At 63.6% G+C, this 11959-nt stretch carries 12 protein-coding genes and 4 tRNA genes; 15 read left to right on the top strand and 1 reads right to left on the bottom strand.

Annotated features, from left to right (window positions below):
• Nucleotides 1-7: 7 nt before the first annotated feature.
• Nucleotides 8-799 (bottom strand): SDR family oxidoreductase, encoded by a 792-nt coding sequence (locus ACK6C6_RS18840; RefSeq protein WP_209589928.1) that lies wholly within the window; start codon nucleotides 797-799, stop codon nucleotides 8-10.
• A gap of 75 nt (nucleotides 800-874) precedes the next feature.
• On the opposite strand from ACK6C6_RS18840, the gene ACK6C6_RS18835 reads away from it, so the two are divergent.
• The 15 genes from ACK6C6_RS18835 to rplL all read left to right on the top strand — a co-directional run bounded on the left by ACK6C6_RS18835 (nucleotide 875) and on the right by rplL (nucleotide 11959).
• On the top strand, nucleotides 875-2023 hold the full coding sequence (locus tag ACK6C6_RS18835) for a class I SAM-dependent methyltransferase (protein ID WP_409268713.1): 1149 nt from the start codon (nucleotides 875-877) through the stop codon (nucleotides 2021-2023).
• A 110-nt stretch (nucleotides 2024-2133) separates the two neighbouring features.
• Complete coding sequence (locus ACK6C6_RS18830; protein WP_292041798.1) at nucleotides 2134-3108, top strand: J domain-containing protein; 975 nt, start codon at nucleotides 2134-2136, stop codon at nucleotides 3106-3108.
• A gap of 159 nt (nucleotides 3109-3267) precedes the next feature.
• Nucleotides 3268-4950 (top strand): tetratricopeptide repeat protein, encoded by a 1683-nt coding sequence (locus ACK6C6_RS18825; RefSeq protein WP_409268712.1) that lies wholly within the window; start codon nucleotides 3268-3270, stop codon nucleotides 4948-4950.
• 15 nt (nucleotides 4951-4965) lie between these two features.
• Nucleotides 4966-6507 (top strand): HDOD domain-containing protein, encoded by a 1542-nt coding sequence (locus tag ACK6C6_RS18820; protein WP_409268710.1) that lies wholly within the window; start codon nucleotides 4966-4968, stop codon nucleotides 6505-6507.
• 172 nt (nucleotides 6508-6679) lie between these two features.
• A tRNA-Tyr gene (locus ACK6C6_RS18815) sits at nucleotides 6680-6764 on the top strand.
• Nucleotides 6765-6800: 36 nt separating this feature from the next.
• Nucleotides 6801-6874 (top strand) — tRNA-Gly (locus tag ACK6C6_RS18810).
• Between the two features lie 32 nt (nucleotides 6875-6906).
• Nucleotides 6907-6981: transfer RNA gene (locus ACK6C6_RS18805), tRNA-Thr, on the top strand.
• Between the two features lie 86 nt (nucleotides 6982-7067).
• Nucleotides 7068-8258, top strand: a complete 1191-nt coding sequence (tuf, locus tag ACK6C6_RS18800) for an elongation factor Tu (RefSeq protein ID WP_409268708.1) — start codon at nucleotides 7068-7070, stop codon at nucleotides 8256-8258.
• A gap of 100 nt (nucleotides 8259-8358) precedes the next feature.
• Nucleotides 8359-8434 (top strand) — tRNA-Trp (locus tag ACK6C6_RS18795).
• Between the two features lie 37 nt (nucleotides 8435-8471).
• A complete protein-coding gene (gene secE / locus ACK6C6_RS18790; RefSeq protein ID WP_409268706.1) occupies nucleotides 8472-8861 on the top strand; it encodes a preprotein translocase subunit SecE in 390 nt (129 codons plus the stop codon).
• Nucleotides 8861-9475: a transcription termination/antitermination protein NusG gene (gene nusG, locus ACK6C6_RS18785; protein ID WP_036209128.1), complete on the top strand. Its 615-nt coding sequence runs from the start codon at nucleotides 8861-8863 to the stop codon at nucleotides 9473-9475. The genes secE and nusG overlap by 1 nt, the downstream gene beginning before the upstream one ends.
• A 110-nt stretch (nucleotides 9476-9585) precedes the next feature.
• Nucleotides 9586-10017, top strand: a complete 432-nt coding sequence (gene rplK, locus ACK6C6_RS18780) for a 50S ribosomal protein L11 (RefSeq protein WP_211526658.1) — start codon at nucleotides 9586-9588, stop codon at nucleotides 10015-10017.
• Complete coding sequence (rplA, locus tag ACK6C6_RS18775) at nucleotides 10017-10715, top strand: 50S ribosomal protein L1 (protein WP_209589854.1); 699 nt, start codon at nucleotides 10017-10019, stop codon at nucleotides 10713-10715. The genes rplK and rplA overlap by 1 nt, the downstream gene beginning before the upstream one ends.
• Nucleotides 10716-10987: 272 nt before the next feature.
• Nucleotides 10988-11512: a 50S ribosomal protein L10 gene (gene rplJ / locus ACK6C6_RS18770; RefSeq protein ID WP_211526660.1), complete on the top strand. Its 525-nt coding sequence runs from the start codon at nucleotides 10988-10990 to the stop codon at nucleotides 11510-11512.
• Between the two features lie 69 nt (nucleotides 11513-11581).
• Entirely contained in the window at nucleotides 11582-11959 is a 378-nt protein-coding gene (gene rplL / locus ACK6C6_RS18765) for a 50S ribosomal protein L7/L12 (RefSeq protein ID WP_027868024.1), read from the top strand.

The raw sequence follows: 11959 nt of genomic DNA, 5'->3' as shown, positions 1-11959 counted from the left end.
AGCCTTATTAGGAATGTTGATTGTTTTCAGTCAGGAACATCACGTCTCGTGATAGTGGCGCCAGGTGCTGGCCGCCATCGACCAGCAGGGTGGTGCCGGTCAGTGCGCGCGCGCCGGCGGCATACACCACCGCATCGGCGATGTCCTGCGGGGTCGAGGAACGGCCCAGCGGCGTCATGCGGTGCGCCTGCGCGAAGCCTTCCTCGCTCTGCTCGCCCGACACCATCGTGATGCCGGGCGCCACGCCGACCACGCGCACCGCGGGCGCCAGCGCCTGCGCCAGCATCGTGGTGGCCGCGTGCAGCGCCGCCTTCGACAACGTGTACGACAGAAAATCCGGGTTGAGATTGTACAGTTTCTGGTCCAGCAGGTTGATCACCACGGACTGCGAGCCTGCCGGCGTGGCGGCGTGCAGGGCCTGCGCCAGCAGCAGCGGCGCGGTCAGGTTCGCACCCATGTGCGTGGCGAGCAGGGCCGGTGAAAAACTGGTCGCACTGTCGTATTCGAACAACGATGCGTTATTGACCACGCAGCCGATCACGCCCAGTTCCGCCGCCACGCGGCCGGGCAGGGCGCGTACCGCGGCTTCATCGAGCAGGTCGCACTGAAACAGGGCGGCGCGCCGGCCGAGGGCGCGGATGGCTTGCGCCGTCTCCAGGGCCTCGCGCTCGGAATGGCGGTAGTGCACGGCGACGTCCCAGCCGGCGCCAGCCAGGCCGAGCGCGATCGCACGCCCCAGGCGGCGGCCGGCGCCGGTCACGAGCGCGAGCTTCGAAGCGGTGTGGGCGGATTGCGTCATCGATCGATCTTGTACTGAGGATGTGTGCTGAGTTTGAAAGATGCTGCTTGTTGGCCGTTTCGCTACAATGCCGGCATGTCCCTGCCCGCACCCACTCCCGACGCGCTCGCCGCGTCCCACTCCCTGCAACAACTGATCGCCGCCGAGATCGAACAGCTCGGCGGGGCGATGGCGTTTTCACGGTTCATGGAACTGGCGCTGTACGCACCCAGGCTCGGGTATTACAGCGGCGGCGCGTCCAAACTGGGGGCTAGCGGCGATTTCACGACCGCGCCCGAGATGTCGCCCCTGTTCGGGGCAGCCCTGGCGCGCGCGGCAGCCGCTATTATCGCCCAAAGCGCGCCCGATATCATCGAATTCGGCGCCGGCACCGGCAAGCTGGCGCGCGACGTGCTCACCGCGCTTGGCGAGATGGGCGTGCAGGTGCGCTCGTACACCATCATCGAATTGTCGGGCGAGCTGCGCGCGCGCCAGCAGGAAGCCCTGAAGGATTTGCCGGTGGTAACGTGGCTGGACGGCATGCCCGCATCGTTCAGCGGCGTGGTGCTGGCCAACGAGGTGCTCGATGCGATGCCGGTCGAACTCGTCATCCGCAAGGACGGCCGCTGGCAGCGCCAGATGGTCACCGTCGACAACGGCGCCTTCGCCTTCGTCCAGCAGGCACTGCCGCCGGAGCTTGCGGCCCAGGTGGCGCGCCAGATTCCCGAGGCCGAGCACCTGCCGGACGGCTACGTCACCGAGATCCACCCCGTGGCCGAAGGCTTCATGGCTTCGCTGGCGACGATGATGAAGGGCGGGCGCGGCGCCGCCTTCCTGTTCGACTACGGTTTCCCGGCGCACGAGTACTACCTCGACCAGCGCATGGGCGGCACCCTGATGTGCCACTACCGCCACCATTCGCATCCGGATCCGTTCTTCCTGCCGGGCCTGCAGGACATCACCGCCCACGTGGACTTCACCGCGATGGCGCTGGCGTCGCAGGAAGCCGGCCTGCCGGTGCTGGCCTACATGAACCAGGCCTCCTTCCTGCTCGGCTGCGGCATTGGCGAACTGCTGATGGAAACCGACCCGGCCGATGCGATGCGCTTCCTGCCGCAATCGAAGGCGGTGCAGAAGCTGGTGTCGCCGGCCGAGATGGGTGAGCTGTTCAAGGTGCTGGTCGTAGGTAAGGATGTGGACTTGCCAATTGCTATCGTGCGGGCGGACCGGGCCCACCGCCTGTAGAATTTTTGACATCTTGCGCTCCGGATACAAATCCGGCTAAGCTGTACAACCCGGAGCGTCCGCAGATGGTCAACGGAACAGCGCCGACGGAACCGCGCACCTGAAAGATTATGGCCAAGATCCATACCCACTATGACAACCTGAAGGTCGCGCGCGGCGCGCCGGCGGAAGTCATTCGTGCGGCATACAAGGCCCTCAGCCAGAAATACCATCCCGACAAGAATCCGGGCGACGAGAAAGCCGCCCGCATCATGGCGATCGTCAATACCGCCTACAACACCCTGTCCGACCCGGTGCGCCGCAAGGAGCACGACGAATGGATCGCCTCGGAAGAGTGGGAAGTCGAATGGCTGGAAAGCACCGGCGCCGAAGAGACGCCCGGCCGCCCGCCGCGGCCGGATGCCTGGGAGCCGAAGGTTCCGGACACGTCTGCACGCCCGCGTCCGCGCCTGATGCGCGACCCGCGCTGGTGGCTGGGCCTGGCCACCTGTTTCGTGGCCGGCGCGGGCGCGGCCTTCTACCTGGTGGAGCCGCCGCGCGCCAAGCTGCCGCCGGTACTGGCCTGGGCCGGCAAGCCGGATCCCGCTCCGAGCATACCCACCGATCGTCCCGACGAGCTCGGCACGGACGCCAGCACCGAAGGCTGGGCGCGCCGCTTCGGCGGCGAAGGCTCGGCGCCGCCACCCGAGATCAAGGCGCTCGCCGTGACCCAGCTGGTGGTGCCGGCGCAGGCGCCCGACTGCGGCACCGACCTGCAGACCCTGACCGCTCCCAGCGGCGACCCATGGCCGGCCGAGTCCGGCTACCTGCCGGGCTATCCGGTGGGCAACAGCGGCAGCGAGATGCAGTTCCTGATCGACAACAGCGCGAACGCCTCGCCGATCTTCGTCAAGCTGTACGACCTCGACCGCCGCTCGAACGTGCGCCACGCCTACGTGCAGGCGCGCGCGACCTTCGTGATCGACAAGCTCAGCGCCGGAAAATACGAAGTCCGCTATCAGAACATCATCGTCGGCGACAGCAAGACCGAATGCCTGAACGGCCGCCGCGTGCAGCTGCGCCGGGCGGCCGCCTTGGCCCCATAAGGACCGGAACAGACCCGGTTGTCGTTTTTTCGCGCAACAACCAAAAGTTGCGCTACGTCTTTACCCAATTTACGTAATTTGTTCCCTAGCCGTAATATACTGGGATGATGCGACGCCAATGCAGCGTTGCCGCACGCCCAACGCAGGCTGGACAAGAACATGAACGAACTGGAAGGCCTGACGGCCCTGATCATCGAGCCCCATTCGGGCATGCGCGCCAACATCCACAGCATGCTCAACATGTGTGGCCTGACGCGCATCGAACACGCCAGTTCGTCCAATCTGGCGGTCAAGCATCTCGGCCTGCGCAGCTTCGACATGATCCTGTGCGAATACGACCTCGAGGGCGGCCAGGACGGCCAGCAGCTGCTCGAGGACGTGCGCCACCACAAGCTGATGCCGCTGTCGACCATGTTCTTCATGGTCACGGCCGAGGGCAACCACAGCAAGGTGGTCAGCGCCGCCGAGCTGGCGCCGACCGATTACATCCTCAAGCCATTCACCGCCGACCGCCTGCTCGACCGCATCGCGCGCGCCCTCGACCGCCGCAGCGCCTTCATGCCGGTGTATACCCTGATGGAAGCCGGCGACCAGCGCGAAGCGATCGAAGCCTGCAGCGAAGGCGAGCGCCTGCACCCGCGCTACGCGATCGACTTCATGCGCCTGCGCGCCGAGCTGCACGTGTTCCTGGGCGAGCCGGACCAGGCGGAACCGATCTACCGCAAGCTCATCGACATGAAGGCGATCGCCTGGGCGCGCCTGGGCCTGGCCAAGACCCTGTTCCTGCGCAAGCAATTCGACGAAGCCAAGGGGATGCTGGAAGAGCTGGTCGACACCAATCGCAACTTCGTCGACGCCTACGACTGGCTGGCGCGCACCCATGCGGCGGTGGGCGACCTGGCCAGCTCCCAGGCCGTTCTGAATGATGCGGTGGCGGTGTCGCCGCATGCCGTGCGGCGCCTGCGCACACTGGGCGAGACCGCCTTCGAGGCCGGCGATACCGCGGCGGCCGAAAAGGCGCTCAAGCAGGTGGTGGCCAAGGCCAGGTATTCCGAATTCCGCGACCCCGAAGACCACGTCAAGCTGGTGCGCACGCTGGTGAAGAAGGGCGACCCGGTGGCCGCGGCCTCGGTCATCCGCGACCTCGACCGCTCGATGGGCGGGCGTCCCGCCACCGTCCTGTGCAGCGCGATCTCCTCGGCCCTGCTGCACGAATACACCGGCAACGAAGCGCGCCTGAACGACTCCCTGGCCACCGCCCTGGCGGCCTGTGCCGAAGTGCCGGGGCTCTCCAGCGAACTGAAGCTGGAGCTGGCGCGCACCTGCCTCGAGAACAACATGGAAGAGGGCGGCGCCGACCTGGTGCGCGAGGTCATGCGCAATGCCCCGAACGACGCCGCCATGCTGCGCGCGATGGGCGTGCTGGAAGGGGCGGGCTTTCCCGACCTGGCGCGCACGCTGGCGCAGGAAAGCCGCCAGCACGTGGTCGACCTGGTGGCCGACGGCGCGGCGCGCGCCCGCAGCGGCGACTACAAGGGCGCCGTGAGCATGATGCTGGAAGCCGCGGCCAAGCTGCCGAACAATCCGGCGGTGGCCTTCAACGCCGCGCTGGCGACCCTGCGCTGCCTCGAGCACGACGGCTGGGAGGACAAGCTCGGCCAGCAGGCCATCGGCCTGATCGGCAACGTGCGCACGCTCGACCCGGGCAACCCGAAGCTGGGCGCCTTGTCGGCCCTGCACCACCAGGTACTCAGGAAATACGAACGAAACGCGCAGGGGCGCCCGGCCAAACCGGGCCAGAAAAGCGCCCCCGCAGCCGCCCCCGCGGGGAAAGCAGCATAGGAAAGATGAGCCGCGATGGCAGCAATGTTTGACGCGATCCCGCCGGAAGGCGCGACCCGGCGCGTGCGCGCCGCCCTGATGCACAAGGTCTGCGGCGACGAAGAGATGTTCGCCCTCGGGGCTTCGATCGCCCGCGTGGTCGAGATGGCCTCGAGCGACGACCAGGGCACCCACGACCTGGCCTATTACGTGGTCTCGGACCCGGCGCTGACCCAGCGCATCCTGCGCCTGTCCAACACCATCCAGTACCGCACCCCGGGCGGCACGCCGGTGACGACGATCTCGCGCGCCATCTCGCTGCTCGGCTTCGACAACGTCAAGACCACGGCGCTGGCGATGCTGCTGGTCGATGCGCTCGACAGCTCGGAACATGCCGGCAGCGTGCGCATGGAGCTGGAAGCGGCCCTGTGCGCCAGCCTGGTGGGCCGCGAGATGGCGCGCCACAGCTTCTTCCAGGGCGCCGAGGAAGCGGCAATCTGCGCGCTGTTCAAGAACCTGGCCCCGCTGCTGGTGGCCAGCCACGAGCACGAGCGCTACCGCGAGATCGCCGCCCTGGTGGCGGGCGGCAAGCACACGGTCGGGCAGGCTTCGCAGATGATCCTGGGGGCAAGCTACGACGCGCTGTCGCAGGCGGTGCTGGCCGAGTGGAAGATCCCCGACGTGATCGTGCGCGCCCAGGCTGCCCTGGCGCCCACCGCCGTGCGGGTGGCCGCCAACCGCGGCGAATGGATGCGCCAGGTGGCGGCCTTCGGCCTGGACGTGGCGCGACTGCTGGCCAGGACCCACGAGCCGGCCGGCTCGAAAGAGGCGCTGGCGCTGCTGGGGCGTTACGGCGAGGCCCTCGACCTCGACCGCGCCCGCATGGACGAGTTGATGAGCACCGTGCAGGACGGCATGCGCGCCCTGCTGGAGAGCATGAACATGCAGCCCACCCCCAGGAGCGAGGCGCAGGAAGGCGGCAAGGGCCTGCCGAACGTGCTGATGCTGGCCACGCTCGACGCCGGCGAGGAGGAGCAGGAGGGCCTGCATCCGAGCGGCAAGCCGAAGAACGCACGCGACCTGCTGCTGGCCGGCGTGCAGGACGTGACCCAGATGCGCGCCTCGGGCGGCAAGGTCAACGACGTGGTGCTGGCGGTGCTCGAGACCCTGTATGGCGCGCTCGGCTTTCGCTTCGCCACCGTGTGCCTGAAGGATGCGAAGAGCGGCCAGTACCGGGCGCGCGCGGTGCTGGGCGAGGACAGCGCGCGCCAGCAGGCCGGCTTCGCCTTCCCGGTGGCCTCGAGCCGCGACCTGTTCCACCTGGCGATGGAGAACGACGCCGACCTGATGATCTCGGACGCCTCCAGCCCCAAGATCCGCGACCTGCTGCCGGAGTGGCATTGCAGGCTGCTGCCGGATGCGCGCAGCTTCATCGTGCTGCCGCTGGTGGTGGGGAAGGTGCAGCTGGGGCTGTTCTATGCGGACCGCACGCTGACGGCGCCGGAGGGCGTGCCACCGGACGAGACGGCCCTGATCAAGGCCTTGAAAGGGCAGGTGCTGGCGGCGCTGGCGCCATAAAAACGGGGCATTTCGACTTTCCCTGCAATTCGCGCAAAATCACCCTTGTGGTTTTGCATCCCGCCCGTTACAATCACGCCCCGAAGCAACGCTGCTATGCGAAGCCAGACAAAGTCTGGTGAAACATAGTTGACACTACGTTGAGCTTGCTTCATACTCTGCGGTTCTTCGCGGTGGGGTGGCCGAGTGGTTAAAGGCAGCAGACTGTAAATCTGCCCTCTCTGAGTACGCTGGTTCGAATCCAGCCCCCACCACCAAAAAGAAGAGTCGAAGGAATTGAAAAGTTGTACCTCGCGGGTGTAGCTCAATGGTAGAGCAGAAGCCTTCCAAGCTTACGACGAGGGTTCGATTCCCTTCACCCGCTCCAGTTAGTGCGGTGTTTCTAACCGCAAAAAATAAGCCCTTGTAGCTCAGTGGTAGAGCACTCCCTTGGTAAGGGAGAGGCCACGTGTTCAATCCACGTCAAGGGCACCAGAATTTTGTACGGCAGTCGCGTTGCACTCGTCCGTCAGGTGTGCCTGGTAATTCTCAAAAAAATCGTTAGATCTTAGGAGTCTGAAATGGCAAAGGAAAAATTCGAACGGACCAAGCCGCACGTCAACGTCGGCACCATCGGTCACGTTGACCACGGCAAAACCACCCTGACGGCTGCAATCGCAACCGTTCTGTCGAAGAAGTTCGGCGGCGAAGCCAAGGCCTACGACCAGATCGACGCGGCTCCGGAAGAGAAAGCACGCGGCATCACCATCAACACCGCGCACGTCGAGTACGAAACCGCAAACCGTCACTACGCACACGTTGACTGCCCAGGCCACGCCGACTACATCAAGAACATGATTACCGGTGCAGCGCAGATGGACGGCGCGATCCTGGTGTGCTCGGCCGCTGACGGCCCGATGCCGCAGACCCGCGAGCACATCCTGCTGGCGCGTCAGGTTGGCGTTCCGTACATCATCGTGTTCCTGAACAAGTGCGACCTGGTCGACGACGCAGAACTGCTGGAACTGGTCGAAATGGAAGTGCGCGAGCTCCTGTCGAAGTACGAGTTCCCGGGCGACGACCTGCCGATCATCAAGGGTTCGGCTCGTATGGCCCTGGAAGGCCAGGCTGGTCCGCTGGGCGAAGAAGCCATCATGCAACTGGCTGAGGCGCTGGATTCGTACATCCCGACCCCGGAACGTGCCGTTGACGGCGCCTTCCTGATGCCGGTGGAAGACGTGTTCTCGATCTCGGGTCGCGGCACCGTGGTGACCGGTCGTGTCGAGCGCGGCATCATCAAGGTCGGCGAAGAAATCGAAATCGTCGGTATCGTTGACACCGTCAAGACCACCTGCACCGGCGTGGAAATGTTCCGCAAGCTGCTGGACCAGGGTCAAGCTGGCGACAACGTCGGCCTGCTGCTGCGCGGCACCAAGCGTGAAGACGTCCAGCGTGGCCAGGTTCTGGCCAAGCCGGGCTCGATCAAGCCGCACACCGACTTCACCGGCGAAGTGTACGTCCTGTCGAAAGACGAAGGCGGCCGTCACACCCCGTTCTTCAACAACTACCGTCCGCAGTTCTACTTCCGTACGACTGACGTGACCGGTTCGATCGTGCTGCCGGCCGACAAAGAAATGGTCATGCCAGGCGACAACGTGTCGATCACCGTCAAGCTGATCGCTCCGATCGCGATGGAAGAAGGTCTGCGCTTCGCAATCCGCGAAGGCGGCCGTACCGTCGGCGCCGGCGTGGTTGCCAAGATCATCGCCTAATAAGCGATGGTAGAGGGAGGCAGAGCAACGCTTCCCTCGACCAGTATTGCCTGGTACGCGCGTACCATGTATAATGCTGGATTCAGCGAGAAGTTTTCGTAGGGGTGTAGCTCAATTGGCAGAGCGTCGGTCTCCAAAACCGAAGGTCGCGGGTTCGATTCCCTCCGCCCCTGCCACCGAATTCTGGTGCGTAGGCACCGAAAGTAAAGAAGAATGTCCAATCAATCCGTGCAAACTGTCAGCACCTCGAATGACAAGTTCAAGGTCGCACTGGCGGTAGTTGCCACGATTGCAGGCGTTGTCGGGTTCTTTTACCTGAAAGGCCAAAACAAACCAGCCTTGGTCGCCGCCGGCGCCCTCGTGGCTGGTTTAGTTTTTGCTGTCCTGCTTTTGTGGACTTCGACCACCGGCCGTGATTTCCTGAGCTTCGCCAAGGAGTCGGTGCGCGAGACCAAGAAAGTTGTTTGGCCGACCCGTCGGGAAGCTACCCAGATCACCGGCATCGTGTTTGCCTTCGTGGTCGTCACCGCAATCTTCCTGTGGGGCACGGATAAGATTCTCGAATTCCTGTTGTACGACCTGATCCTGGGGTGGAAGAGCTAATGAGCGATAACGTGCAAGACAACGCGCCGGGCCAAGACCCGGCGCAAGACGCTGGTGCGGCTCCCGTGAGTGTCCCGGTCAGCAACAAGCGCTGGTACGTCGTCCACGTCTACTCCGGCATGGAAAAGAGCGTCATGCGCGCTCTCACCGAGCGCATCGAGCGCGCGGGCATGCAGGAGCAGTTCGGCCGCATCCTGGTCCCGACTGAAGAAGTCGTCGAGATGCGCAACGGCACCAAGGCCGTCTCCGAGCGTCGTTTCTTCCCGGGCTATGTCCTGGTTGAAATGGAAATGACGGACGAGACCTGGCACCTGGTCAAGAACACCAGCAAGGTCACCGGCTTCATCGGTGGCAAGTCGAACAAGCCGACGCCGATCCCGGCGCGCGAGATCGACAAGATCATGCAGCAGGTCCAGGAAGGCGTCGAAAAGCCGCGTCCAAAAGTCCTGTACGAAGTGGGCGAGCAGGTCCGGATCAAGGAAGGCCCGTTCACCGACTTCAACGGCAACGTCGAGGAAGTCAACTACGAGAAATCGAAGGTGCGTGTCTCTGTCACCATCTTCGGCCGCGCAACTCCGGTGGAGCTGGAGTTCGGGCAGGTAGAGAAAGTCTAAAACGCCGTAATCGGAGCGTTCGCAGCAGCAAGGCGGAATCCGGTAAGAGGAGCCCCGCCAGAGTAGTAGTGGTGGGGCGCTACTACTCAATGCCAATCTAGGAGCCATTCATGGCAAAGAAAATTATTGGCTTTATCAAGCTGCAAGTCCCGGCTGGTAAGGCAAACCCATCCCCACCGATCGGCCCAGCACTGGGTCAGCGCGGCCTGAACATCATGGAATTCTGCAAGGCGTTCAACGCGCAGACCCAGGGTTTCGAGCCGGGCATGCCGATTCCGGTCGTGATCACCGCGTTCGCCGACAAGTCCTTCACCTTCGTGATGAAGACTCCGCCGGCAACCTACCTGATCAAGAAAGCCGCTGGCATCACCAAGGGTTCGCCGAAGCCACATACCGACAAGGTTGGCTCGCTGACCCGTGCCCAGGCTGAAGAAATCGCAAAAACCAAGCAGCCGGACCTGACCGCCGCCGACATGGACGCCGCAGTGCGTATCATCGCTGGCTCGGCACGTTCGATGGGCATCACGGTGGAGGGTGTGTAATGGCTAAGCTGTCCAAGCGCGTCAAAGAAATGAAAGCAAAAGTGGACCGTAACAAGGTCTACGCGTTCGACAACGCTGTGTCGATCGTCAAGGAATTCGCCACCGCCAAGTTCAACGAGTCGATCGACGTCGCGATCCAGCTCGGCGTGGACCCGAAGAAGTCGGACCAGGTGGTCCGCGGTTCGGTCGTCCTGCCAGCAGGCACCGGCAAGACCGTGCGCGTCGCTGTCTTCGCATCGGGCGACAAGGCTGAAGCTGCCAAGGCAGCCGGCGCCGACATCGTCGGTATGGAAGACCTGGCAGAGCGCGTCAAGGCCGGCGACATGCCGTTCGACATCGTGATCGCTTCGCCGGACACCATGCGTATCGTCGGTACCCTGGGTCAGATCCTGGGCCCGCGCGGCCTGATGCCGAACCCGAAGGTCGGCACCGTGACCCCGGACGTGGCTGGCGCCGTCAAGAACGCCAAGGCCGGTCAGGTCCAGTACCGTACCGACAAGGCTGGTATCGTGCACGCCACCATCGGTCGCAAGTCCTTCTCGGACGAGCAGCTGAAGACCAACCTGTCGGCACTGCTGGAAGCCCTGAACAAGGCCAAGCCGGCAACCTCGAAGGGCGTGTACCTGCGCAAGGTCGCGATCTCGTCGACCATGGGCGCCGGCGTCCGCGTCGACCACGCTTCGATCGCTGCTGCTTAATAGCACTGAATAAAGTCCCTGCAGCTTCATCGCAGGGCGCATCTTTGGGCTGTCGGGGCAAATCACCGCTCCGGCAGGCAGTCAAAGACCGTTGGGCCGAAGGCAGAGGTTGAGCCAGAGGTTAATAGACCACCCAACGCAGATGGTGTACCCGAACAAGTTTTGTAGTCCACGCTGCGTGAGTTCATCCGCGTTAGATTGACTTCTTAACTTCGGACGCCGTGTTCGAACCGATGTGAACATGTTGTTTACATCATTTAAGGAGATTGACCGTGGGTCTTAATCTGAATGACAAAAAGGCCGTCGTCGAAGAGGTAAGCGCTAAAGTTGCAACCGCGCAGACCATCGTCGTGGCTGAGTACCGTGGCATCCAGGTTGCTCACTTGACCAAACTCCGTGCAGCCGCACGTGCCCAGGGCGTCTACCTGCGTGTTCTGAAGAACACGCTGGCTCGTCGCTCGGTTGAGGGCACGCAGTTTGCCGCGCTGGCAGATTCCATGACCGGCCCGCTGATCTACTCGATCTCGGACGACGCCGTTGCAGCAGCTAAAGTCATCAATGACTTCGCTAAAACCAACGACAAGCTGGTCGTGAAAGCTGGTAACTACGCTGGTAAGGCACTGGATGTCGCCGGCGTGACCGCGCTGGCAAGCATCCCGAGCCGTGAAGTCCTCATCGCCCAGCTGCTGGGCGTCATGCAGGCACCGGTGTCGGGCTTCGCACGAGTTCTGGCTGCAGTCGCAGCACAAAAAGGCGAAGGCGCCGCTGCTCCGGCAGCGGAAGCCACCGAAGCGTAATCGCTTCGCGTCTTTCTGTTCAAGTAGAACCAAACCTGTACTACACACACACAATATTTGGAGTTTCAAATGGCAATTAGCAAAGAAGAGTTCCTGGACGCAGTTGGCGCAATGTCGGTCATGGAACTGAACGACCTGGTCAAGGCTTTCGAAGAGAAGTTCGGCGTGTCGGCAGCTGCAATGGCAGCACCGGCAGCTGGCGGTGCCGCTGGCGGCGCAGCTGCTGCTGAAGAGCAGACCGAGTTCAACGTTGTCCTGACCGAAGTCGGCGCGAACAAAGTCGGCGTCATCAAGGCAGTCCGCGAAATCACCGGCCTGGGCCTGAAGGAAGCCAAAGACGTCGTCGACGGCGCACCGAAGACCGTGAAAGAAGCCCTGCCGAAAGCTGACGCTGAAGCCGCTAAGAAGAAGCTGGAAGAAGCTGGCGCCAAGGCCGAGCTGAAGTAA

Origin of the sequence: Massilia sp. BHUDP2 (assembly GCF_046236355.1) — a bacterium.
Taxonomy (GTDB): Bacteria; Pseudomonadota; Gammaproteobacteria; order Burkholderiales; family Burkholderiaceae_D; genus Telluria; species Telluria varians.
Note: the sequence above shows the minus strand (reverse complement) of the source record. Positions and strands in the feature narration are given on the sequence as shown.

Excerpts from the sequence above, each read along its gene's own strand:
- ACK6C6_RS18840 (WP_209589928.1), bottom strand. The coding sequence starts at position 799 with ATGACGCAATCCGCCCACACCGCTTCGAAGCTCGCGCTCGTGACCGGC.
- ACK6C6_RS18835 (WP_409268713.1), top strand. The coding sequence starts at position 875 with ATGTCCCTGCCCGCACCCACTCCCGACGCGCTCGCCGCGTCCCACTCC.
- ACK6C6_RS18830 (WP_292041798.1), top strand. The coding sequence starts at position 2,134 with ATGGCCAAGATCCATACCCACTATGACAACCTGAAGGTCGCGCGCGGC.
- ACK6C6_RS18825 (WP_409268712.1), top strand. The coding sequence starts at position 3,268 with ATGAACGAACTGGAAGGCCTGACGGCCCTGATCATCGAGCCCCATTCG.
- ACK6C6_RS18820 (WP_409268710.1), top strand. The coding sequence starts at position 4,966 with ATGGCAGCAATGTTTGACGCGATCCCGCCGGAAGGCGCGACCCGGCGC.
- tuf (WP_409268708.1), top strand. The coding sequence starts at position 7,068 with ATGGCAAAGGAAAAATTCGAACGGACCAAGCCGCACGTCAACGTCGGC.
- secE (WP_409268706.1), top strand. The coding sequence starts at position 8,472 with ATGTCCAATCAATCCGTGCAAACTGTCAGCACCTCGAATGACAAGTTC.
- nusG (WP_036209128.1), top strand. The coding sequence starts at position 8,861 with ATGAGCGATAACGTGCAAGACAACGCGCCGGGCCAAGACCCGGCGCAA.
- rplK (WP_211526658.1), top strand. The coding sequence starts at position 9,586 with ATGGCAAAGAAAATTATTGGCTTTATCAAGCTGCAAGTCCCGGCTGGT.
- rplA (WP_209589854.1), top strand. The coding sequence starts at position 10,017 with ATGGCTAAGCTGTCCAAGCGCGTCAAAGAAATGAAAGCAAAAGTGGAC.
- rplL (WP_027868024.1), top strand. The coding sequence starts at position 11,582 with ATGGCAATTAGCAAAGAAGAGTTCCTGGACGCAGTTGGCGCAATGTCG.